Genomic DNA, 25,062 nt, shown 5'->3' on the forward strand with positions numbered 1-25,062 from the left:
AAGGATCGTTTATCCTACAATAAGCAAAAAAGCCTAATCCCTTGTGCACGCTGACAGGAGATTAGGCTTTATGGTACAAACGATTAGAAAAGGAAATAAACTAACACCACACCTTCAACTAACAAAATCAGTGAGACGATATGTTGTTTCGTATGCTTTAAAAATTTCCAATCAATAAATGACTGAAATCCTAGGGAAATAATTATGAATACAATCCAAAACCACTTCATTCCTATCCCCTGTACGCCATCAGCTATCATTATGACAATTACCGAAATTAATCCAATAAGTCCGAGTATTAATTTACCTTTTATATTTAGCTCATTACCGTCGTCAGAAAGTTTTTCTTTATCCGGGCCAACAATCCATATCCTTAGAAAAAAACCAGAAAAAGCAATAATTAATAATAAAAATGGAATAATCAATCCTGTTGCCTCCTTCTAAGAAGTTATTCATATTTATTTCTTATCATTAGTTCTTTGATTTCTCTTAACTCATTTAATAATTCTTTAGATATTTGCGTACTTCTAGAGTTATCGATGCCTAATTTAATCACGAATACTCCAAGCAAAAAATAGATGACTAGCATTACGATAATACTCAACTTATCTCCACTCCCCTCTTTATCGTTTGATTCTTAAAAGATTTAGTTAGTGATAGCGTAATTATCCCTATGATACCATAATAAGGGTGTTTGATTAACGCATGAGAACTTATTGCTAACTTGACAAAAGATCTGCATTTTCGATAGTATAGATAATATCTCGATTATCAAGATATTCGATTTGCGAGGGTATTTTGAAACCTGAACAATTTAAACTGAAAAGAGGGACCACAATGGCAGTACTTATTCTATACGCTACAAAATCAGGGGCAACAGAGCAATGCGCAAAGGTATTATCAGAAGAGCTTCCTCAGAGTAAGATCTGTAATATTGAAATAGAGAAGCCAAGTCTTGAGGCATTTGATAGCATTATTTTAGGTGCTGGAGTAAGAGACGAGAAAATATATAAAGCGATTCGTGATTTTATCAAAAAAAATAAAGATGAGTTACTAAATAAGAAGATGGGCTACTATATTTGTAACGAAAAACCAAAGACTACGGAGGAGTTAATTGAGAAGAATTTTCCGGATGATCTAAAACAAGCTGCGGTTTGCATCGAATCCTTTGGCGGTTATAAAGCCTATAAGGCTCCCAAAGAAGGTACTGATCAGCTCAAGGGGATTTTTGTAGATAAAATAAAAGAGTTTTCTAAGAATTTTAAATAGGGAATATAGAATTTTCTAATAAAAATCCTGTTATCCAGATATATTATCTGGATAACAGGATCTTTTTTAATAAAATATACTTAAATGGTTTATTACTACTTGATTGTCAATTCAAACTTCGCACCCACATCGCTTACAAATACAATCTTCCCGTTACTCGGAAGTTTAACTTGCGTAAGACCACTGACAGTAGAGAAATTCACACACACACCATTCGCATCATAGACAGCAAAGGAACCTTTAGGTGGTAGCCCTACTGTCATCAACTTGCCTGATGCTGTCTCAGGTACTTCATACCATCTCGCATATCCATCTGCTTGAATGGTCACCAATGATTGCGGGCCGGCATAGATAGGTTTAATGGCATCCTGCGTTATAAATAATTGGTTTCCAATCTTGAGATACTCCACGCCCTCTTTATTTTCAAAAACAATATCCGCAAGATCGCGCCCACCTAAAGTTGGAATTTGCACGGTCATTTCAGCTTTATTCGGCCCAGTTATTTTATTTGAGCCCATATAGCCCGGTGCATCAGGGAACATAGCAATTCCAGCTACTGGCATACTCATGTAAAATTGTGAGCTATACTTCTCGCTGACATCAAAATACAATTTCCCTTGACGCTGCTGCCAAGCTGACAAGACCTCATTGGATAAAGCGTTTGCCTCTAGCTTTTCAGCTGAATATTGAGAAAGAGCAGTCTCACCAAGCCCTGGAATGACCCCATACCCTTGAATCCAAAGGTAGACACGTCCATTGCTTTCCTTCACAAAGCTGACTTTATTAGTACCCGTTGCATCTAAGAATTCACCGTTTGTATTATACGAAAATTTCTGACCTGGAAATGTAGGTGCCATAATCGAAGATACACTCAATTCCCCAGCTTTACTAATCTCTATCTTCATCAGTTGTGTAGAATCCGCATAGACACCCGCATAATCCAGCAATTCCTGCGGCATAACCTCTTTGTTCGAAGCTTTAAAGGTAGGTGTAGGTTTTAATTCCTTGATAACTCCCTTTTCTTGTAGCGCACTGAGCAATATTTCGTTAGCAAGCATCTGATCGGTTGTGCTATCCCCACCAGAAGATACCACAGCTGCTGCCATCTGCTGATCAGGCAATACAACAAGTGAAGTATGATACAGAGTTGTATCCCCACCCTTTGTCAGAGCTTTGATCTCGTACTGATTGAATGGATATAAATTTACACTGTCCCAGCCCAATCCATACGCAAACGAATTATCTTTTCCTTTTGGCCACATTCCACGCTTGTACTCCTCTTGCTCCATCGCTTTTACTGATTTTTCTGACAGAAGTTCTTTCGATCCTCCAGTGAAAATAGTTGCAAATCGCACCAAATCTTCAGCCGTAGAATAGATGCCCCCTGTTCCAATCACGTTAATCGTCTCTTGGGGTAAAGCGGCAGGGTAGGTAGCATTGTATACACTTGCCAGCTGTCTAGAATCCACAGAATCTACTGGCGTTTTCGTATGCCCAAGCCCTAAAGGACCTGTAAAATTCTGATGGATGAATGTAGTGAAGTCCATTCCACTAACTTTCTCAACAATCAACTCCGCCAGCGTAAATCCATCATTACAATATACTGAGTAGGCTCCTGGATCTGCCTTTAGGCGTTGAGTTGTCAAAGTCGCTAGCAAATTATCTTTGGCGATAGAATCAGAATCATTGAATAAGAAAGAGTTTGATAAGTTCGAACCCCCAAGACCTGATGAATGATTCAGCAGCATTCGTACGGTGATTTGCTTATAGCGTGAATCTTCCATCGTAAAATTATTCAGATACGATACGACAGGTGCATCCAAATCTACCTTTCCTTGATCAACGAGCTTCATAATAGAAGCGGTCGTATACATTTTACTCGTCGAGCCAATTCCATACATCGTTGTAGTGCTTGGTGCTGTTTTGCTCTCCACATGGCTGTATCCAGCTGTGCCGCTCATAACGATATTATCGCCATCGATAAGAGCATATTGGAGACTTGTCGTTCCTATCTTTTCCGTTAAGAATGCTGCTTTCTCTGCCGCGAGCTTCTGAGTGTTCACATATGTTTGCGTTTTGCTGCTATCCGCTGCTAATGCATTCGTAGGAAGATACACTACTAAAAGTAAAGATACCATCAACAGGGATATTATTTTCTTCTTCATACATTCCCTCCCGCTATGAATTTTCCATTCCTTTAAAGGGTAAATTATCCATATGAGAATGTAAAGGACGTTTATATCATTATCTAATCCATTAATTCTACTTTGTCTCCGATTCTGATTTCCCCTGTCTTAACTACAGAAGCGTACACTCCGAAGTGTAGTTCAAACTCTTGGTTTAGTTTTTTCAATAACTTAGGGTCTCTTTCCTGACTATCCGGGTCCATCGTGATAACCATACATCTCTCACAAAAACTATCTACCTGTAGCTGAACATCTCCTATGGAGAGCTGCCGGCCGATCCAATCCCCTTCGAAAAGAGATTCATCGCGTAGAGCTATAACAAAGTTCCCACGAAACCGGCGCTGATCTAAGGTATGTCCCCACGCAGCCTCTAGCTTCTTCAAACTAGCATCCGTAATGAGTAAAATACTGGCGCCATCCACCGATAACAATTGCGGGTGCTCTGGCTGTGGATGTGAAGCTTTTATACTAGACATGGTAATTCGCGTTTTAGTTTGGCTTTGGATTTCTTCCAATAAATGCTCATCCCACCCAAAGGTTCGTCCATCCGAAGCCCTTACATGAATTTCTCCATTGATAAATTGCGCTTGGTAGGTCAGCATTTTAGGATTATTTCTAGCCGTAAAATACCGCCACCAGCCCTCTTTTGACTCATCATAAAAGGCACAGAAGCGATCCCCTAACATTCCATACGGTTCTATTACACAGGTTTCCAATCGTTCACCTGCAAATGACTTGACTGGATAGCGATTAATTTCTCTGATTTCACCAACGATTGATTGCACGGCACAACACCTCCACTTTCTAAAAATACAACATATCCTTTAATTCTAACTGAAATCGTTTGACTCTTGCACCCTTTTTTTCACAACAACACATAGCTATTTCGAACGATTCTCGATCATATAAAAATTTATATATTTTATTTGATTATATGTTTTATACTATGACTATTACATATAGTGGAAAGAATATGAGAGGTGAATAGCAGTGCGGTCCAATGAATTCCAAAGTTTTGATTTTTCTTTTACACATGCTGTAATTGGAATGGCTCTAGTTTCGTTAGATGGAACGTTCCTAAAATGGAATTCAGCCCTAAGTACCCTATTGGGATATGATCATAACGAGTTAATAACACCTTCACCATCCGTCCGAACCCTTCTAAGTCAGATCCATGAAATTGCTGAGCTTGGAAGGTCTCTTTCCTCTATGAACATCCATCCGCATCGATTCCAACAGGACTACTACCTACCAACCGGACAGCTGTTATCAATAGAGATCTCCATATCTATCGTTTCGGATGCTAATGGTGCACCCCTATATTATTTTACTCAATTTGAGAACAAGACCTTGATCAGGCATATAGAAACTCAGCTGCAAGAAGCGGAAAGCAGTCTACTAGAAAAAGATAAATCATTCCTGCAACTCCTGGAGGGATTACCTCTGACCGTTGTTATTACAGCAAAAGGGATTATTCAGTATGTGAATTCAGCGGGCTTACAGTTAATCCATGCGGAGAGCCTGAATCAATTGATGGGTACATCCACTACTAATATTGTAGACCTTACCAATCATGCAATCCTCCAAGAACGAAGGGAAAGATATTATAGTGGTGACACGATTGGCTCTGTTTGCTACTTAATTAATTGCTTAAATGGTCAGCAGAAATTTGTGGATGGATTCACATTACCGATTATCTTCAATGGAAACATGGCATTTATCGGAATATTTAAAGATGTCTCTCAGCAAATGCTGGAAGAAGAACGGCTAATCCAATCCGAGAAATTATCTACCGCAGGGCAATTAGCAGCTGGAATCGCTCATGAAATCAGAAATCCGCTTACCGCCATTAACGGCTTTATGAAGCTGCTTCGCTCTTCCGAGCGCATGAATGATAAATATTTTTTCATTATTGAGTCAGAATTGAAACGCATCGAATTTATCGTCAACGAGCTACTGGTTTTATCCAAGCCACAAACGACGCATGTCAGTAAACCAGTGGATTTATTATCTTTACTAGAACAAGTCACCACACTAATGAATGGACAAGCTGCACTGAAAAACCTTCAGATCCTCCCTGTCTGTACAGATCACTCCATATGGGTCCATGGTGAGGCTTATCAGCTGAAACAGGTATTTATTAATTTACTTAAAAATGCGATGGAAGCCATGAATAGTGGAGGAAACATATATATTCATGTGCTTACAAATGAAAGCGAAGCCCGAATCAGCGTGCAAGATGAAGGTTGCGGGATGACAGAGGAACAGATTAAAGCACTTGGTAAACCATTTTATACGACAAAAGAAACAGGAACAGGCCTTGGATTTATGATCACGCAGAATATTGTACATAATCATGGCGGAGCGATCACTGTAGAAAGTGTTCCTGAGCAAGGCACTACATTTACGGTAACCATTCCAAAAATTTTAGAGCCAGAGGAAGCTGTCATATAACATAAGAAGTTCCGGAATCGCAACATCGTGCAAGAATGCACCTGATTTTCACATTATAATGCTTATACATAACTGGAAAAGAAGGTGCAGCAGTGACTCGTGAAGTTCGGACCATCGTCTTCGATAGCGGCTTGAATTTTGAGGCGTATCGCTTTGAAGGGATCATGCAGAAATTCCCTAACCATTTTCATGACTATTACGTTATAGGTTTTATTGAACAAGGCAAAAGACTTATGATTTGTAACAATGAAGAACATATCCTTAACAGCGGAGATGTTATCATCTTTAATCCGCACGATACCCACACCTGTGAACCGATGGACGGAAACTCTTTTGATTACCGCGCCTTCAATATTCAGCCTGAGATAATGCGTAAGTATGTGTTTGAAATTACCGGCATGGACTACTTGCCTCGGTTCACACATAATGCGCTTTACCAAAGTGAACTAGCAACCTCATTACACGATCTACATCAAATGATATTAGAGGATCAAACTGATTTTCAAAAAGAAGAATTGTTTCTGTTTCTCCTGGAGCAGCTTCTGAGGGAATATTCCGATGCAGAGCCCTTCTATTCTTCACAAGACCTTACCTCTGAAATCAAAACCATTTGCGAATACATAGAGACTCATTATGCGCAGAATATTACCCTCAATCAATTAAGTGAATTGACAAGCTTAAGCAAATATCATTTACTGCGTTTATTTACCAGACAAAAAGGGATATCTCCTTATCGATACTTGGAAACCATTCGGATTAATCAGGCCAAGCGACTTTTAGAACAAGGAGTACTCCCCATAGAAGTGGCCTCACTAACCGGATTCAGCGATCAGAGCCATTTCACAAATTTTTTCAAAAAATTGATTGGCTTAACCCCTAAGCAATATATGCGTATATTTATTCAGCTGCCGGGACAAACGCGATCAACGGATCGCATGATATGATGGATCAACGCAAGACCCATACGGGACATCTGCTGGCACTAATTACAATTATCATCTGGGGAACGACCTTTATCTCTTCAAAAATACTATTAACGGATTTTACACCTGTTGAAATCCTGTTCTTCCGCTTTCTTTTGGGTTACTTTGTATTGTTACTGATCTATTCACGTCCAGTGCGAACGAAATCCTTTAAGGAAGAATTACTATTTATTTCAGCAGGATTATGTGGAATTACTTTATATTTTCTTCTAGAGAATATTGCCCTAGTCTACACCCTTGCTTCCAATGTAGGCGTGATTGTCTCAATTGCTCCATTCTTCACAGCAGTGATTGCTCACTTCTTTTTGGAGGAAGAGAAATTTCATCGTCAGTTTATATTAGGATTTGTAATTGCGCTGTCTGGAATTATTTTAATCGGGCTAAATGGAAGTTTTCTTCTAAAACTGAACCCGATCGGAGACCTCTTGGCTTTCATAGCCCCTATGGTTTGGGCCATTTACTCTGTATTAATGCGAAAAATAAGCGATTTACAGGTTCATACGATTGGGGCTACCCGTAAAGTGTTTTTTTATGGAATCCTATTTATGCTGCCAGCTTTATTTATCTTTGATTTTCATTTGGATCTAAGTAGATTCAAAGACACCCAAAATATTACTAACATCCTCTTTTTAGGACTGGGAGCCTCAGCGTTATGTTTTGTCACCTGGAATCGGGCTGTAGGAATCTTAGGAGCAGTAAAAACAAGTGTGTACATATATATTGTGCCTGTAGTTACGGTGGCAGCCTCTGCCCTTATCCTGAATGAAAAGATCACCTGGGCAACTTTGCTGGGAACCTTCTTGACGCTAACCGGCTCATATATTTCTGAACGCAAACCTAAATAATCATTCATCTCCTAAGATTAAAATAAGAATCTAATATATGGAGCGGATCAAAAAACTAATTAGGGACAATTTCCCTAATTCATCCTAAACGCGAAAAAAGGGGAGTACCGGAGTAGCTTAATGCCACTTCGGTACTCCCTTTTCATTATGGTCTCTGGTAAACGCTGCTGATCAAAAAAGCGAAACAGGAATGAGCTTTCTTCCTCCCTTGACTAGAGTGGATTCTAGCATGTCCCCTTTCACACCTCCGAAATAGAGCTGCCAGTATACACCAAAGCGAACGCTAACGTCATTCTTCACTAGCTCCGGTGGCGTTACAATCAGCCACTGAAATTTAAGAGCCTTAGAAATTTCAAATACGGGATCAAGCACATTATTAGATACCATTTCTCCAAAAGGATTGTCATATAAAAAGACCGTCCATCCCTTGTTCTCACGATTCACTCGTTTATGCGTCATGATCATCATGGCTACCAACAGCTGTACAGATTGACGCTGTCCACCACTGCCGACAGCCTCATCCAGCGCACCGCGATTGATGATCTCCCAGTCGGAATAATGATAGTCTTCCGGAGCGGCATAGAGGAAGTAATTCTCCGTTACCGGTTTATATACCTGAAGAATCGGGAAGCGATTCTGAAGTGCCGCATAGACGATTCGTCCATCATTAATAACCTCTTTGATTACCACTGCTGGCACTTGTTCAATCTTTGGATATTTTGCAAGCAGTTCCTGGATACATCGATTGAAATAGTCGCTCACCATCGGCTCTACTTCATCGCTTGCTCTCGGTACATTGATATTCTTATAATTCAGTCGTACCAGCGGGAAGGCATAATTATTCTCATTATGAATAATCATCCGTCGTTCCATTCGCTTCATAATATCAATGATTTGTACTACACGATAAGAAGCCCGGGCTACCCACATCTTACGGGACTGATCCATATCTTCCTTATCGTTTTGAATACTCTCAATCTGATCACGTGAACTACGTAACATCGAATCTAGGACTTGCTGAGCAATAGCAAAGTTATCCCAATGCACCGTATTTAAACGATCCAGAATCTTGGTCTCCAGTTCAGAATTCCGTTCATTCTTGGCAAGTTTTCCGGTTAATGAGTTTTTCTCTTCCTTCACTTTCCTGGAGACCTCATCCCGTCTAACCCGGCTATCCTTAATCCGAAGAAGCCAGTCAGCAACGAGAGACTCGCAGCTTTCTCTAACACTCAGCATTAATTCTTCTGGCACAGTCCGTAAATTGACCCGTTCCTCAATATGTGCATTCATGATTTTGATTTGATTGGATAACGTCTGAATGAGTGCATCCATTCGTTCCAAAGATCGCTTACACTGATTAAGCATGTGCTCATTCTCTTGGAAACGCTCTTGAATGTCAGTCTCTTTTTGCTCGAGTGGCTCATTCCAAATCTCCACGGCACGCTCGTGTTTCTCTTTGATTCCTTTTTCTACCTTGCGCAGTTCCTTCTGCAAATTGTCCAACTCGGTCTGGCAACGGATGAAAGAGTCGTGAACAATCTGATAGTCTTCTTCTAACGAAGAGGTTTCCGACTTTTGACGGTTTCTTGCAGCCATAATGGATTCGGTAGATTCAGCAGGTTCTGCCACCTTCCGCCAATCCACATCAACTTGATTCAGGCTGACTTCAAGCTCCGTTTGATTCTCGCTAGCCGCTTTGATCTGGGCGGCTCTTGTTCGAATTTCAAGCTCATTCTCCGTCAGCGATTGCTGCAGACTTTCAACGGTACTGAGCTGCTGCAACAGAAGGTTCTGCTCTACGGGATCTATTGGTGTGGGTTCCATATCATCCGAAAGCTGATGATATGTCGGAAATACAATTTCAGGGAACCAATGCTGCAGTCTAGGAAATAGAGCATACTTGGCATCTCCCATCCATTTCTCACGCTCTCCGCCAAGGCTTACCATTTGCGCTTCAAGATGCTCGAGCTGCTGGTCCTTACTCGCAAGCTCTTTGCTCACTAGACTCTTACGATCTGTATACTTTTTCTTCTCCTTTTGATCCTGCTCATGTTTCTTCGAACGTTCAATCCAACCTTGCAACGCTGCTGCTCTCTGCTCATGCTCTGCACTAAGCACCTTATTCTCGATAAGTTCCCGACCGATCCGAGCAAGCGTACTCTCGTTCTCATTAATCTCGCTGCTCAGACTGATAATGCGCTGCTGAAGTTCACTTTGCAGTTTCATAAGGGTATTGCGTTTGGCTGTAATCGTCACAGTGTTCTCTGTTTGATATAATCGCTCATATTCCTGACGCACAGATTTCAACTTCGATAAATAAGCCTCCGCGTCCTGAAGCACTTGTTCTTGCTCCTTAAGCTTCGCCTGAATACCGCTCTTAAAGTTTAAGAACCGATCTGGCTCCAGTACCATTTGTGGGCCTTGGTTAGCTAGAAGCTTAAAAGATACTGGATCTGAAGCTACCATCTCTTCACGGATAAAGATAGGCACCGCTGATTTCAGCAGTGTGTCCTTCAGCAAATCCGGTTTAATTTTATCAGCTTCGCGCCGGGTAACAATCAGACTATAAGGAAGGAGTGGATAGCGCTCTAGTTCTTCCTCACGTTCAAGGTATGGACGATCATTTAGATAGGAACTACCCGGTGTAGATTGAATCTTGAGCGAATCGAGTGTATCCTTGACCGCGAGAATATCTGAATTCGGCAGCCAGTAGGATTGGTTCTGAAGTTCCACGTCCATAAGCTGATTGTAGTACTCTCGTCTGGAACGTTTTGTCTGCTGCTCCACTTCATCCATTTTTCGGATAAATCGTAGTTGAATCGTATCCTTCTCTTCAAAAAGACCAGTAGCTCCCAAACGATTATGTTCATCAAACATTTCCAGCAGCACAACGATTTGTGACCATAACTGTGATTCTTTATAGGTCTGAGAATCGAGCTGTACCCCAAGCTCATCAATCTCTCGTTCATAAGAGCGATGTTTCTCACTGAGCTCGGCATGATTCTTATGCAGTACCAGCTTTCGGTTCTCAGCCTCTTTATGCTGTTCCTCTAACGCTTCCATATCCAGAAGTATCGTTTTGGCAGCAGAAATCGTACGTTGAAGCGCCGCCACCGGAGTATGGGCAGCTTCTTGACCATGCTGGGCTGCGAATGTGCCAAGCTCTTCTGTATATTGCCGGATAGATAACGTCAATTCATTAATCTGAATATCCAGACCTGCTAACTCCAGCAGAAAGCTCTCCCGCTCCTTGCGCAGACCTTTTTCTTCACTCGTCAGAGCCCGCTCCGCGGTTCCAAACCCACTGATCGTTTGTTGCCAGAGGTTAAACACCACATCCCACTGTTTCCGAAGCTTTTCTTTAGCCGCCAGAATGACCTCTTGACGTTCTTTCATCTCTAAGGAACCTTCGATGGCTTGAATTTCTTTCTGCCACTGCTCTATTTGTCGTGTGTGGAGCATACGCTTAGCCAAGAAATGAGCCACTTCTAGCTTTTTCTCCTGAGCCTTGGAATGGTCCAGCCGCCCACGTGCACGTCCCTGATCATCACTGAGCTTTTTGAACTCTTCCTGTTTTAGCTCCAGTTCTTCCTTGCTGCGCAAATACTTGAGATTGTCTGTCTCAAATCGCAATTGCTTCGCTTCCTGATAACGCCCAGCCAGTTCATTAGCAACCTTACTTCGCGCTTCTTCTGCATTTTTCTGCTCTTCATAGATAACCGTATAGATCTGACGTCCACGCAGTTCAGTTTCTTGAACGGCGTTCTCTGCTTCAACTCCTAGCTTCACCAGCTCATATAATGGCGCAGCCATGCCAAGAAACTCTGTGTAGACTTGTTCCCGTTGTTCAAGCATCGGTAGGCGTTGAGCTACTGTCGCCGTGTCAATAAACATCCGCTGCAGCGTATTGTCTTCTTCTTTTGGTCCCTCATTCAGACTGGAGCCGATCTCAGGGATAATTAACTTTTCGAATAAGTTATGGTTGGTAAAGGCATCATTCTTTTTAAAATAACCTTTAATACCGCCCTCTTCCCCATTGATTCGCCTCATATTACGCCACTCGGCGATATGAATATCCCGAGTAGCCAGGAAATCATAATATCTTTTTAAATCCGAGCTATGGCTACCGAAAGGTACAATTTCTCCCCGCCGATCTCGTATAAATTGCTGTATCGTTTCAAAACTCGTAGGTTCAGCAGACTCTTCATCAAAGAGAGGCAACGTAGAAAGGGTAAGTTCAGATGCTTCACCGTAATCTGTAAGTGCGTACAGTAAGTAATCTACTTTTATGTCCTGCTGATCCAGCGAATTATGTGCTGTCATAGCAATACCAGTCGTCATGTACTCATTACGCTCACTGTTGTCGAGATGCCATTCGATAGCTACGTGAAAGGTGTAAGGTTTAAGTTGTTTTTTATGGTTATGAAAAAATGCTTCAACCTGGTTCTCACTGTCTTTTCCCCATGGCGTTTTGGGCATTAATAACTGAAATATAGATTGCAGCAGTACGCCCTTCCCGCCGCCATTCATAAGCGTTATAAGGGTATTGGCCGGCCCCTCTTCGTTGCAGAGGTCCAGAATCATATCATCATATTTCTTGAGCATTTTCTCGTATTTAAGTCCTGTAATCCGTATGCGTTCAATCCGCGGCATTAGTAGCACCGTCTTTCTCAGCTAAAGTTCGTCCAATGAGTTTCTTTAATTCCTGATACCGGTCAACATCATGATATAAATACCGCATTCTCTCATAAAGCTCTTCCCGCGGGAATATGCGCTTCTCTGACTCTGAGATGAACACGAGCTTCTCCTCTTCCAGGAGCTTCATGCCTTCATGAATCAGCCCAATTCGTGAGCCTGCGCCTCTTGTTAGAAGATCGCTCTCTTCCTGACTCTTAGTTTGCATATAAAGGTTAGTCCACACCTTCGACATCGCTTGGATATCCAACCGCCACTGCTGGCTAAACTGACCTTCATCATCCATCTGTATCCAAGCTTGAAAAAGTGAAGACACCTGATCGGATATCTGTATATAGGACATACTGTCCTGTCCGGACTTAAAATGAGTCTCGTCCTGGTCCATCTCGGCCAGAAAAACAAGGATGATAATATTAATGATATGTAAATGAGTTTTGCGCTCAATTCGTGAATATTTATTCTTCAACTGGGTAAAGTTGGTGGCGAACACTGACCCGAGTGGATTGACGAGCAGATGGAGACGTTGTCCGGAATTCATCACTCGGCAGCCTGCCTCCTTGGCAACATATTGAAGCGCATCATATGTTCCAGCGTCCTGCATGCATTCTGCCGCCGCAGGATCATCGAGAGGAATTACTTTTTTACGAAGTAATTCAAAAAATAGCCGTGAAGCTTGCTGTACCTGTTCTAATGTATAACTCATGCTTGTAACCTCTCACCTCTCCACGATCTTAATAATAAATGGACTCATGTCCAGACCAGACCAGCGTACCCTTGGGTATGGTTCTGAAACAATGCTCGTCCGCAGCAGCTTGCCGTGCAAGCTCTCCAGTTGAGGATCATCCTCTAGTACATACCGGATTAGCAACTGGCATTCATCGGATCCGTTGCTGTTCTCTGGAGCTTGTTCTTGTACTGTAATTTCAGAATGAAAAAACTGCACCCATAGATCTATAGCATCCGGTGTGCGTGCCCAACGTGTTAATTCCTCCGGGGTAAAAGCTTCCTCAGTAAATGTAAAGCTTCCACACTCGGCTAGAGCATTGAACACAGGCTTCCACAGTTCAACGACTTCCGCCCAAGGAATCCCCTTAGGAATATATTGAACGGTCTCCGCATCTATCTCATCATCAAGTTCATCCATCACAAATTCCGGAATAAAACCAACCTCTTGCTCCTCCCAAGCCCAGGGAAGCGGATAAACAAAATCCTGATTCGGAGCAAACAATCCGCCAAGAAGCAGTTCAAGGCTGTCGCCGCTTGGAAGCCCCTCTTCTTTAACCCATTCCTCCCAGATATGAGTACGGAAGTTAAATCCGGCTGCTCCCCAGAATAATTCAGGGAAGTTCAATCTTAAATTAGTCTCCACCTCAAAAATGTTCAAGACTATCTCGGCCAGTTCATCGTGTACTCGCCTAGAGAGCTCCACTCGTTCTGAAAGAATACGAATCTCGTTAAAGTCGATCACATCTTTCTCGTCATTGGCAAGCCGGGCCAGAGAACGATGAATGTTATCAAAATGCTTGCGTTCTTCCTCGAACTGTTGATGAATTTCTTCAAGTCGCTGATGCCGAGCCACTCCAAATTCACTGAAAATATGCTTCGGGTTACGGCGCAATGCATTCCTGTATTCCTGCTGCTCATGGGTCATCTTCCGGACCCGGGAGATAAGCTCATTCACATCCTGAAGTGCCCTTGTTACACGTCCATGCTTAATATGCATTTGAATCTCAAGCAGCTTGATGCTGATCTGAAACTCTTCAATAATCTCATGACTCATAAAAATAAGCTCCATGGCATATTCGGAGAGACGATAGATTGTTCTGCCGCTCTCTTCCCAGCTACTGCGGGTCGCATCCTCATCCACCATGAAATACTTATATTTCTGCACAGACATTTGCCGAGCCGCATCATCATAATAATAGGATTCGAAATCCCCACCATTTCCGCTCCAGAGCAGGCCGTCCACTAAACGTTCTACGGATTCGGTAGTCCCGAGATTCGCAATATTAAAGCGTTCCAGTGCAGTCCAAGCCAGCGCTATAATATCTTCCTTGGATCTTCTCTCATTGGACTCTAGCTCCAAATAATAGACCTGCAACAAGATGCTTAAAGACACCATTTCTTTGTACGGTTGGATTTCGCCAAGGTTCATCCCATCCCCCAGATTCCATAGGGGATTCAATCGTTTATTTCGTTCGCCAAAATCCGACCAATTCATCTTTCTGCCATCCTCACCAAATAAAAATAAAACCCGTATACATCCGTATAGGGTTCTGAAGTACGCGAATATATGTTTCTATTATATCAATTCATCGAAGGTTGTGCTATTTATTGTTAAACAAAATCTTATAAGGACGGAGACAATTAAATGCCCCCGTCCCTACTATATCATTTTGTTACTACTTCACAGATCCGAGCATCCCTTGCACAAATTGTTTCTGCAGCAAGAAGAAGATTAATACTGTCGGCAATGTAGTGATAACTATGGAAACCATAATCATGCCATAATCTGGATTATAAGACGAAGCTAACGATGACACGATCAAAGGCAGTGTTTTCTTATCCTGACTTTGGAGTGCAATCAACGGCCACAGGAAGTTATTCCAATTACTCATGAATGTAATAATCGCTGCTGCCGCATAGGTTGGTTTCATGGTTGGCATATACACTTTTGTGAATAATCTCAATTCACCCAGCCCATCCACACGACCTGCTTGCAGCAATTCTCGCGGGAAGGATTTGGTATTCTGCATAAAAAAGAAAATCATAAACGCGGTTGTAATGGTAGGCAGAATAACTGCTACAGGCGTGTTTAAAATTCCAAATTTACTGAACATCCGGAACAGTGGAATCATGATCGCTGCAAACGGCATCATCATGGAGAGCATTAGAATACCAAACAGGCGATCTTTACCTTTCGTCCGATAAATCTCAAATCCATACCCTGCGATCGAGCTAAGCAGCAATGTTAGGAGGGTACCCACGACCGCGATCAGAGCAGAATTCCAGAACGCCTGGCCAAGGTTGGTCGAGCCAAATAAATGACTTACATTATCGGAAAAGCTTGAGCCAAACGAGAATTTTCCTTTTACTATATCCGAAGAAGTATTCGTCATCCCAATAAGCATCCACACAAAAGGAAATAGAGAAATGACAGACGCTATGATTAAAAAGAAATGAATGATTGATTTATTTAGCTTGCTCAATCTTTTTCGCCTCCCACCTTAAGTTGAAGAAATGCCAACACAGCTACCATGATTACAATGGCATAGGAGACTGTAGCCGCATAACCAAAGTTAGGAGTATATACGAACGATAAATTATAGATATAATTCGATATCGTCATTGTCGAGTTACCCGGTCCACCATTGGTAATATTAACGACCTCATCAAATAATTGCAGCGTACCATTCGTTGAGATAATTGCTGTAAACAAAATAATTGGTTTCAACATTGGTGTAGTGATACTGAAGAACTGCCGAGTCTTTGAAGCTCCGTCAATAGAAGCCGCCTCATACACACTAGGATCAATATTTTGCATAGCAGATAAATAGAAAATCATGTTGTAACCCGTCCAACGCCATGTGATTGCTAGAATTATAACAATACGGGCCCAAAGTGGGTCAGTGAGCCATCCAACAGGCTCACTCACTAAATGAATGGACATAAGCATACGGTTGAGAATACCGTCTACAGAGAATATGCTTTTGAACAAGACTGCATAAGACACCAATGAGGTTACACACGGGAGAAAAATCGCCGTACGATAAAACCCCTTAAAGCGCAAACCAGGCATATTAAGAAAATAGGCAATGATTAAGCCCAAGAACAACATAATTGGCACCTGAATAACCAGGTATAATAAAGTATTCGAGACCGCTTGTCTAAACATAGGGTCGGAGAATAGACGCACATAGTTTTTGAGCCCTACAAAACTGTACACAGTCCCTTTCCCTGATTGAAATGATAACAGTAATGATTGAATCATGGGATAGAAGCTAAACAGCATTATGATCAGTGAAGGCCATAATACGAACTGCCATCCCGCGATAGTAGATTTATTCCACTTTTTCTCCATATCCTATCCCCACCTGCTAACTTTATATTTATTGCACCTGTTGTTCGAACAATTTTTGGATGTTAGCTAAGCTTTGCGTCAAATCCGCGCCATTCAGAATGTTTGGCAATTCATTTTTAAGTGCATCTTTTGCTTCCTGTGTATACATTCCCAGAGAAATCCCCGGAACTTCTGTAGACCATTTCGTGAAATCGCTGTAGATAGCTTGTCCACCAAAGAACTCTGAGGTTTGACCATAAGCCTCACTGGAGAATGCCGGAATAAAGGAACCCACACCGCCATTTTCCGTCAAGAATCGCTCGTAGAATTCACTGCTGGAGCCCACTGTTTTGGACAGGAAATCAATTGCAAGATCTTTATTAGCTGAGCCATCAAGCACAAACCAGCTGGAACCGCCTTCATTCGATGCATTAACACCACCATCAATTCCCAATCTTGGCGTTGGCGCTACTTTCCATTTACCACTTTGATCTTTAGCATCCATGATAGATGATACCTGCCACACTCCCGATACTACTGTAGCTACATCACCAGCATTAAAGCTGCCTACAAATTCACTCCAGCCTGTAACAGGCTTAGCAATCCCAGAATCAGAAATCGCTTTGTATACACGAAGGGTCTCTGTCATTACAGGGTTATTAACAAAGTTTCCTTTATTGTCAGGTGTGATGTACCACGATCCACCCGATTGCAGAAGAATGGAGGTTAAGGCTTCATCATTTGGATTAATGGTCGCCATGTATTTGCCCGTCTTTTCTTTTACAATTTTACCGATTTCAATATAACGATCCCAAGTGATATTCTGTAAGTCTGCATCCGTAAAACCTGCTTCCTCCAGATAATCCGAGCGGTAGAACATACCTGTTGAACCAATATCAAAAGGAACACCATACATTTTACCGTCTACCTTAAGTGCATCGACCTTGTATGGAGAGAATTGAGTGTAATCAATCTTGTCACCAAAATCTGCGAAGGTATTTGGATATGAGTTTACATATTTTTGAATATTAGGATCATTTACCAGAATAATATCTGGAAGACCGTCTTTAACATCTGCTGCCAGATTAGTATTCAGTTTTTGTTCCAAGTCCGTTTTGGCCATTTCAACAACCTCTAGCTCAAAATCAGGATTTTCTTTTTTGTAAAGATCTTCAGCGATCTTTAAAGCTGCACCATTAAAGGAAGGGTCCCAGGCCCAAGCGATCACTTTTTTCTTAGTAGTACCGCTTTCATTTTTCTCCGCTGAATTTGATGACCCGCAAGCAGCGAGTACTGTTGCTGTCATTGATACTAAGAGCAATACTGATAACCATTTTTTCAATTTCTACAACCCCTTTTGACTTTGTATGTAAGCGGTTCATTCTTTAACGCTTGAACCTAATTTTAGAGAATTCAAAATGATAAGTATAATAATCATTCGTTCTTTCTTAGTAGTAATTATTGTTCATTTAATAAATGTTATTTTTTTCCTAGTAAAAATTATGGTCGATAGCACTTTTTATTTGTATATAGCTTTTCAAACCAGATCCCATACCGTAATATGAAAGATTGTTATATGATGAGAAAAATACAACAAGAGAAATAACGGGGTGTCCTACTATGAACAAAAACGATTCAACCTATCGGGTGATGATCGCAGACGATGAAGCCATCCTTCGAACGGGGATTATGCATTTATGTAACTGGAGCAATTATGGAATTGAAATCGTTTCCCAGGTCTCAAATGGCCAAGAAGCGCTCGACCATATCGAATCCACTCGTCCACATGTCGTCATCACCGATATTGTGATGCCAGTTATGGATGGAATAGAATTCTCAAAAATCATGAAAGTGAAATATCCGGAAATTAAAATTATCGTATTAAGCAGCTACAGTGAATACGATTATGTTCGGGAAGTCTTTAAATACGGCGTTACTGATTATTTACTCAAACCGAAAGTCTCTTCTGCTGAGCTTATAACTTTAATCCAGACATTGTGTGGTTCAGTGAACTTACATACATCCGGTAATATTCGTCCTAATCTGGACATTTCGTTGATCCTTGCCCAATGGCTTGAACATGATTCGTTACCAAATGAAGAATCTATAGACTTGCTCACAAAATATTTTCGAGGAAATTGCTTTATGCTGGCAAAAGCCAGCAACAGCTTACTTCTGTCCAGAACAGAGTGGAGTCAAAACCAAATGGAGGAGCTCCTTCTTTCATTGGCAAAGCAACATTTATCTAATAACTTAACCTATTCTTTTATATTCCTTAAGACAGAATTTCTAATTCTCCTAAACTATGAGGAGACTGCAGCTCAAAATATAATGACATCAATTCAATCATTAGCTGAGGCCGTGAAAGAAAAGCTTCTGTATATCTCATTTATTCTTTCCAATCCATTTTCCGGTTTAGAACAGATTAAGGAAGCGCATTTGCGATTAACACCGTACCTTGGCAAACTGATCTATTTCCCAACACAAGTAGTAGTTCCGGAAAATGCAATTCTCATTCCTAGCGAAAAGGTATCTTTCGACCTGAATCAGTTTACTTCATTGTTACGGATTTTGGCTATAGATGACGCCAGAGAACAATTGAAAGCGTTTTTTCTGAAAATCTTATCTACACAGGACTATGACGAATATAGCTTGAAACGTTTATGTCAAAATCTCATCTATACGGCAATGAGTACACTTGAGCATATTAAGCAGCCCATTTCTGAGCTTGGTTCGTCCAGACTAAAGTTATTTAAAACCATTGATTTAGCTTATAGCATCAATGAATTAGAGAGTATTTTGATACAATTCCTAGATGCACTGAAATCCAGTATGAAACAAACAGATCAACAATCGATGATTCTGCACCAGATTTATGAATACGTCAACAAACATTATGCTAATGAAATCTCATTATCAGAAATGGCAAATACCTTGCATCTTAACTATAGTTACCTCTCCTCTTATTTCAAACAGCGAACGCAAGAGAATTTAACTACATATATCAGCAGGGTGCGAATAGATAAAGCGAAAGAACTGCTGCTGGACCCTAATTTAACCGTATCAGAAATCAGCCGTTTAACCGGATTCTCAGAACATAATTATTTCTCGAAGGTATTCAAAAAAATGACTGGAAAGACTCCTGTGGAGTTCCGTACTCAAATCTCCCAGTAAAGACAGGTGAACGGCTTGCTTCGTAAGAATAGTATCTTTATCAAAATTCTAATCCTTATGTTAATGGGGATTCTTGTAATCTCCTTCATCCTTACCATGGCCTCCTCGAAAATTTCAGAGCGGATTCTACTAAATCAAGTCGTCCAGAATTCATCCGCCAATATGAATTTGGTAAAGAATGATTTACTTCGATACAATGACCAGGTTGTGAATACGATGCTGCAGATAAACAGTAGTGTTGAATTTAAAAATTATATTACCAAGCCGGCTCTGACCTCGCTTGAGCATACCAATCTGGTCATGAGTCTTGGAAGATATATTGATATCTACAAAGATTACCTCAGTCCCGACAACTCCCATATCATTGTTTCGGCAATGCCGGGAAAAGGAGGACGCCATTATTCAAGCAATAACTTGAAATGGGATAAAATACCGGATGAAATCGTATCGGATTATATGACGATTAATGGAGTTATTCCCAATCGAATTCAATATCATAGCAGTTCAGATCTTTTCAAAGAAACTGTACCCTATAAAAACTATATTTTTGCTACGAAACCTTTGGTAGATAGTGCTTCCGGTTCAATGTACGGATATACAGCCGTTGTTATGGACGAGCTTAACATCTATCTTAAATACAGCCCCTACATTTCGGAAGGCATTCATATCTCGCTTATCTCAGCAGAGGGTATGATTCTCTCCAGCAGCAATAAGGCTTCCATTAGCACGTATAATTCCGTTCTTCTATTGAATGCCATGAACGCTGTGGAGCAAGGAGGTATCGTCACAAATTCAGAAAATAAACAAACCTATATTTCGTATTTCCTTCCGGAGTTTAATGCCTACATTATGGAGGAGGTTGATCAATTAACTGCATTTGCGCCGCTATATACAATCTCAAACGAAATCATCAAGGTAGTTAGCATTGTACTGGTGATTAGCATGTTGTTTGTCTATTGGCTTAGTAAACGAATCATTCAGCCCCTGAATCAGTTAGTCAATACGATGAAAACGTCCAAAGGGGACAGTCTGAAATTGCATCCCTTGCAGGAAGATGGCAGCTACGAGACTAATGTATTAACCAAAGCCTACAATCATCTGATTAGAGAAATTGACCGGTATACCGAAAGAGTTGTCTACGAACAGCAGGAACGCCGGAAGGCAGATCTCAATGCTCTGCAAATGCAAATCAACCCTCACTTCCTGTATAATACGCTGAGTTCGATCAAATATTTAGCCAACATGCATCGGACCCAACAGGTGGATCAAACGATCGATAGCCTCATCTCCATGCTTCAGAATACCTTAGGATCTACAGAGGACATGATTACTGTAAAACAGGAGATAGAGACTTTAAAGCATTATGTATTTATCAATCAGATCAGATACGGTGATCAAATCGGTGTCCACTTTGAGATTTCTGAAGACAGTACGGAGCTGTTGGTCCCCAAGTTGATCATCCAGCCTTTTGTGGAAAACGCGTTTTTCCATGCTTTCCCTGGATACGTCAGCGGCAATATTCAAATCTTCATCTCCCAGCGGGATGAGCATTTAATCATCGAAATTATGGACGATGGTATAGGGATGCCGAACGTTCCTGAGCAGGTGAATGTAAGCAAAAAACATCATTTATCAGGGATTGGCATCCAGAATGTTCATGATCGAATTCAGCTGCTCTTTGGATCACCTTATGGTATCCACATTGAAAGCGAGCCAGGTTATGGCACAGCCATAAAAATAATCATCCCTGCTGCGAAATATAGTTCATGATCAAAAAAAGGGCTGCCCCAAAAGCCATGAAATGGCTGAATGGGACGCCCCGTTTTAATAACTACTGAGTAACGCTTGGAGAATACGCCATGCAATACTGCTCTAATGTACTATTGGGTAAGGGGATAACCTTAACCGTGCGGAATTGATAATGCTCATAGATGGGAAGATTACTTTGCGTCTGTGTCTCTAAGGTGCATAATGCATTCTTCTCGCGGCACTCGGCGAGCAGCGGCATCATAATCTTTGATACATATCCTTGCCCACGGTAACGTTCTTGCACTACAAGCATATCCAAATGCATATACTTCCGATCACCAAACATCGATAACCATAAGGAGCTCATACTGCGCAAAATAGTTAGTCCTCGAATAAATCCTCGTACACCAATGATTCGGCAAATCGGTAAACACTTGAGAATCGCCAGCCCAATTTGTTTCATATAGTTGACGTTCGAAATCAATGTCCCGCTCTGACGCTCCGAATGGAACACCAAAGCGACAGCTTCATAATTTGTTGACGTCGTTAGTAAATCCGAATAAGGATACAACATCTCAATATAACGATGAAAAAAAATGTTTAATACGCGGAGTCTGGTTGTTTCATCAGGCAAAATATGCTGATACAATGGATCATCCTTTGCGAAGGCTTCTGCCAGAACGCTGGCGGCTTTCGGAATGTCCTGCCGATGAATTTTAATTAATGAACTACAAATAGTTCCACCTCATTTAGTTTACTTTCGCGATAGGCTCGGTTAGTGAAGAAGCCATTCAAGAATATTATAACTGGTTCAGTCAACCCCTCATTTAAGGCGATGAACTTCGATATGGCACGATGGTTCTATTGTCATTTCTTCATTGAATGAGATATGATTAAAAAGATTACAAAAATACTGGGAGGAAAAATGGAAGATATTATACTGTGGCTTAAATACTTGTTTCTAGGGTTTGTTCAAGGGGCAACTGAGCCAATCCCCGTTTCCTCGAGCGGCCATTTGATCATCGCACAGAAATTGCTAGGCTTAAAACAGAATGGGCTATCCTTTGAAATCCTAACAAATACGGCTTCTCTAATTGCGATTTGCTTTATTTTCCGCAAAGATATCGGAAGATTGATCACTGGATTAGTTCAATTTATTCTGACCCGCAAAGAGGAATATAAGTCAGATTTTATGTTCTCTTTGTACATTATCATTGGCACCATGCCTGCGGTTATCGTAGCCTTGTTCTTTAAGGACCAAATTGAGGAGATCTTCTCGTCAGTACACACCGTGTCCATCGCCTTGCTGGTAACCGGGGTTGCTTTATGGTTAATTCGTAATCTTCGCGGTCGTAAACAAGATGGGGATTTAAAAGCAAAGGATGCAGTCATAGTCGGACTTGCCCAAGCTGTAGCTCTTATTCCTGGGATAAGTCGATCAGGCGCAACGGTCATCTCTTCCATCGCTGTGGGAATGAAGCAAGAAACTGCTTTACGCTTTTCTTTTATGCTGTATATTCCAATCAGTCTGGGCGGACTTGTTATGGGGGCATCTGATATTGCCAGTGACCCGAACCGAGCGCAACTAGCAATTCCATACTTAATTGCATTTATCACTACACTAATCGTTACGTATTTTTCTATGCGCTGGTTTATGGGGATTATGGCTAAAGGTAATTTGAAGTACTTCTCTTATTACTGCTTCTTGGCTGGGATACTACTCCTTATCTTCATGTAAGTACATGATTTCAAACAAAAGCCCTCATGACAATCTCTGGGATTACAGAGAGCATGAGGGCTATTCATCCTATTTTAACAGGGATATTACTTCACCACTCGACCGAATCTTGCCGATCCTAGGGAAAATGGTTTTACACACATAGTCATGCTCTTCTTTCGTAGAAGCAGTCATTGCATCTTCCACAAAAACTTGGTTGTAACCAAGCTGATAAGCTTCTCTAGCTGTCGTATCCACACCTATGGATGTAGAAATACCACACAAGACAATTGTATCTATACCACGACGCCGTAGCTGTAAATCAAGATCCGTTCCGAAAAATGCCCCCCACTGACGTTTAGATATCACATGTGCGTTTTTGAAGTCAGATAATTCAGGTGCCAAGGTATCCCAACCTTCTGGAATGGCTCCTGCATTCATCTTCAGATCTGTTTGAGGTCTTAACATATCATGACCATCTAACGAGGATACTCTTACAAGTACTACAAATGCCCCCTTTTCCGTGAAGGCTTGAACTAAATTGCTACCTTTCTGAACCACCTGCTCACCTGTATGTGGAGCCTTATTCGGCATGTTAACAATTCCATTTTGCAAGTCGATTACAACCAGCGCCGTTTTCTTTGCATCAATACATTCAGTTTCTGATCTCTTTAAGTCTTCCATTGTCTTCTCTCCCATTTAAACTTAGTTTTTTATACACTTTAAAATAAACCCAGCCTGCATTTATCAATAGCAAAACACTCGTAATAAAGAATACATCTCGGATCCCAAACCAGGCTGCCACTTGCCCACCTAGAACCGAACCTGCAAATGTGCCAAGATAACCTGCCGACATGTTAAATCCAAATACTCTTCCTGTAAGCGCATCTGGTGTGATTTTCTTAACGAGGATATTCACAGAAGGGATTAACCCACCTGCCGCTAATCCTAGTAGAAAACGCAGACCCATTAACTGCCAAGGATTCTGAACAAACGCTTGTGGGATAAACAGAAGTCCTGCCGCTATAAGCGCAACTAGTATAACTTTTTGAACACCTATTCGGTCAGACAACTTGCCAAGCCTTGGAGCAGCAATGATGTTAGCCAGCCCTGAAGCTGAGAAGGTCATCCCTGCAAGCAAAGCCACATGACTAGCACTCTTGGAGAGCTGAGTAACATATACCGTAATAATTGGTTCTACAGAGTATAAAGCAACAGTTAGAATAAAGAAGGTTACAAACAAGGTTAGCGTTAGGCTCTTCTCTGGAACACTGCTCCAGACCTCCTTGATACTTAGCGTCTTTTTATCTTCACGATGAAAAGATTCCTTCACGAACAAAGCGGTAGTAATGAAGGCAACCAGCATCAGTCCACCCGTAACAAAAAATGAACTTTGTAAACCCATGCTTTCTGCAATGAAACCACCAATCGTTGGGCCAAGCAAGGCTCCAGCAATACTGGCTGTTGAAAGGGTTCCTAAAGCATATCCTGCATGTTCCTTATCCGTCTGAGTTGCGATTAATGTAGTACAAGCTGTACTATAACCCGTTATTGTGCCCTGTAATAATCTTAGTGCAATTAATACATACACATTAGGTGCAAAACCCATACAGCTGATCACAATCGCCATCCCAAGACTTGCCCGCAAAAGCATTGGTTTCCGTCCGAACCTGTCTGCCGCCAGTCCCCAAATGGGTGAAAATATGGCTGAAACGATAAAGGTAATCCCAAAAGCAATGCCAGAAAACTGAGCAACGGAATCGGCATTATCCACGCCAAGATGCTTAATGTAAAGTGGCAATACTGGCGCAATCTGGCTCATACCTACACCCGTTACAAACATACCAAACCAGCAAACGATCAAATTCCTTTTCCACATGGACATAAAAAAAGCCTTCTTTCTGCTAACAATAACAACCTCATATTAACA

The 25,062-nt window shown here is 41.3% G+C and carries 19 protein-coding genes; 7 read left to right on the plus strand and 12 right to left on the minus strand.

The annotated features are described in order from the left end of the window. Positions 1 to 83: 83 nt before the first annotated feature. Positions 84 to 425 carry a DUF4181 domain-containing protein gene (locus MKY19_RS19770; RefSeq protein ID WP_339797112.1) on the minus strand — a complete coding sequence of 114 codons (342 nt, stop codon included), beginning with the start codon at positions 423 to 425 and terminating at the stop codon, positions 84 to 86. A 412-nt stretch (positions 426 to 837) separates the two neighbouring features. Here MKY19_RS19770 and MKY19_RS19775 point away from each other — a divergent pair, with 412 nt between their 5' ends. Then, positions 838 to 1,269: a flavodoxin domain-containing protein gene (locus MKY19_RS19775; protein ID WP_339242364.1), complete on the plus strand. Its 432-nt coding sequence runs from the start codon at positions 838 to 840 to the stop codon at positions 1,267 to 1,269. Positions 1,270 to 1,364: 95 nt separating this feature from the next. Here the strand turns inward: MKY19_RS19775 and MKY19_RS19780 are convergent, their stop codons facing one another. Together MKY19_RS19780 and MKY19_RS19785 are read right to left on the minus strand one after the other, a co-directional pair. Further along, entirely contained in the window at positions 1,365 to 3,434 is a 2,070-nt protein-coding gene (locus MKY19_RS19780) for a serine hydrolase domain-containing protein (RefSeq protein ID WP_339797114.1), read from the minus strand. Positions 3,435 to 3,517: 83 nt separating this feature from the next. Then, entirely contained in the window at positions 3,518 to 4,240 is a 723-nt protein-coding gene (locus MKY19_RS19785; protein WP_339797116.1) for an MOSC domain-containing protein, read from the minus strand. 205 nt (positions 4,241 to 4,445) lie between these two features. Between MKY19_RS19785 and MKY19_RS19790 the strand changes: the two genes are divergently transcribed. From MKY19_RS19790 to MKY19_RS19800, 3 genes are all read left to right on the plus strand, one after another. Beyond that, a complete protein-coding gene (locus MKY19_RS19790; RefSeq protein WP_339797118.1) occupies positions 4,446 to 5,909 on the plus strand; it encodes an ATP-binding protein in 1,464 nt (487 codons plus the stop codon). A 92-nt stretch (positions 5,910 to 6,001) separates the two neighbouring features. After that, entirely contained in the window at positions 6,002 to 6,853 is an 852-nt protein-coding gene (locus MKY19_RS19795; RefSeq protein ID WP_339797120.1) for an AraC family transcriptional regulator, read from the plus strand. Further along, positions 6,850 to 7,737, plus strand: a complete 888-nt coding sequence (locus MKY19_RS19800; RefSeq protein WP_339797122.1) for a DMT family transporter — start codon at positions 6,850 to 6,852, stop codon at positions 7,735 to 7,737. The genes MKY19_RS19795 and MKY19_RS19800 overlap by 4 nt, the downstream gene beginning before the upstream one ends. 171 nt (positions 7,738 to 7,908) lie before the next feature. On the opposite strand, the gene MKY19_RS19805 is transcribed toward MKY19_RS19800, so the two are convergent. The 6 genes from MKY19_RS19805 to MKY19_RS19830 all read right to left on the minus strand — a co-directional run bounded on the left by MKY19_RS19805 (position 7,909) and on the right by MKY19_RS19830 (position 17,834). After that, entirely contained in the window at positions 7,909 to 12,399 is a 4,491-nt protein-coding gene (locus tag MKY19_RS19805; RefSeq protein ID WP_339797124.1) for a hypothetical protein, read from the minus strand. Beyond that, positions 12,377 to 13,135 carry a DUF6063 family protein gene (locus MKY19_RS19810; RefSeq protein WP_339797126.1) on the minus strand — a complete coding sequence of 253 codons (759 nt, stop codon included), beginning with the start codon at positions 13,133 to 13,135 and terminating at the stop codon, positions 12,377 to 12,379. The genes MKY19_RS19805 and MKY19_RS19810 overlap by 23 nt, the downstream gene beginning before the upstream one ends. Positions 13,136 to 13,147: 12 nt before the next feature. Next, positions 13,148 to 14,653, minus strand: a complete 1,506-nt coding sequence (locus MKY19_RS19815; RefSeq protein ID WP_339797128.1) for a hypothetical protein — start codon at positions 14,651 to 14,653, stop codon at positions 13,148 to 13,150. A 181-nt stretch (positions 14,654 to 14,834) separates the two neighbouring features. Next, positions 14,835 to 15,641: a carbohydrate ABC transporter permease gene (locus tag MKY19_RS19820; RefSeq protein ID WP_339265913.1), complete on the minus strand. Its 807-nt coding sequence runs from the start codon at positions 15,639 to 15,641 to the stop codon at positions 14,835 to 14,837. Continuing rightward, entirely contained in the window at positions 15,638 to 16,513 is an 876-nt protein-coding gene (locus MKY19_RS19825; RefSeq protein WP_076121149.1) for a sugar ABC transporter permease, read from the minus strand. The genes MKY19_RS19820 and MKY19_RS19825 overlap by 4 nt, the downstream gene beginning before the upstream one ends. Before the next feature lie 28 nt (positions 16,514 to 16,541). Next, positions 16,542 to 17,834, minus strand: coding sequence for an ABC transporter substrate-binding protein (locus MKY19_RS19830; protein ID WP_339797135.1), 1,293 nt, complete (start codon positions 17,832 to 17,834; stop codon positions 16,542 to 16,544). A gap of 278 nt (positions 17,835 to 18,112) precedes the next feature. Between MKY19_RS19830 and MKY19_RS19835 the strand changes: the two genes are divergently transcribed. After that, complete coding sequence (locus MKY19_RS19835) at positions 18,113 to 19,666, plus strand: response regulator (RefSeq protein ID WP_339797137.1); 1,554 nt, start codon at positions 18,113 to 18,115, stop codon at positions 19,664 to 19,666. A 63-nt stretch (positions 19,667 to 19,729) separates the two neighbouring features. Beyond that, positions 19,730 to 21,436, plus strand: a complete 1,707-nt coding sequence (locus MKY19_RS19840) for a sensor histidine kinase (RefSeq protein WP_339797139.1) — start codon at positions 19,730 to 19,732, stop codon at positions 21,434 to 21,436. Between the two features lie 61 nt (positions 21,437 to 21,497). On the opposite strand, the gene MKY19_RS19845 is transcribed toward MKY19_RS19840, so the two are convergent. Beyond that, complete coding sequence (locus MKY19_RS19845; protein WP_339265919.1) at positions 21,498 to 22,064, minus strand: GNAT family N-acetyltransferase; 567 nt, start codon at positions 22,062 to 22,064, stop codon at positions 21,498 to 21,500. Positions 22,065 to 22,340: 276 nt separating this feature from the next. On the opposite strand from MKY19_RS19845, the gene MKY19_RS19850 reads away from it, so the two are divergent. Then, positions 22,341 to 23,153, plus strand: a complete 813-nt coding sequence (locus MKY19_RS19850; protein ID WP_339797141.1) for an undecaprenyl-diphosphate phosphatase — start codon at positions 22,341 to 22,343, stop codon at positions 23,151 to 23,153. A 69-nt stretch (positions 23,154 to 23,222) separates the two neighbouring features. On the opposite strand, the gene MKY19_RS19855 is transcribed toward MKY19_RS19850, so the two are convergent. Together MKY19_RS19855 and MKY19_RS19860 are read right to left on the minus strand one after the other, a co-directional pair. Beyond that, complete coding sequence (locus MKY19_RS19855; RefSeq protein ID WP_339797143.1) at positions 23,223 to 23,816, minus strand: hydrolase; 594 nt, start codon at positions 23,814 to 23,816, stop codon at positions 23,223 to 23,225. After that, positions 23,788 to 25,017, minus strand: coding sequence for a multidrug efflux MFS transporter (locus tag MKY19_RS19860; protein WP_339797145.1), 1,230 nt, complete (start codon positions 25,015 to 25,017; stop codon positions 23,788 to 23,790). The genes MKY19_RS19855 and MKY19_RS19860 overlap by 29 nt, the downstream gene beginning before the upstream one ends. Positions 25,018 to 25,062 lie beyond the last annotated feature (45 nt).

It is taken from the genome of Paenibacillus sp. FSL R5-0744, from assembly GCF_037972555.1.
Classification (GTDB): domain Bacteria; phylum Bacillota; class Bacilli; order Paenibacillales; family Paenibacillaceae; genus Paenibacillus_AQ.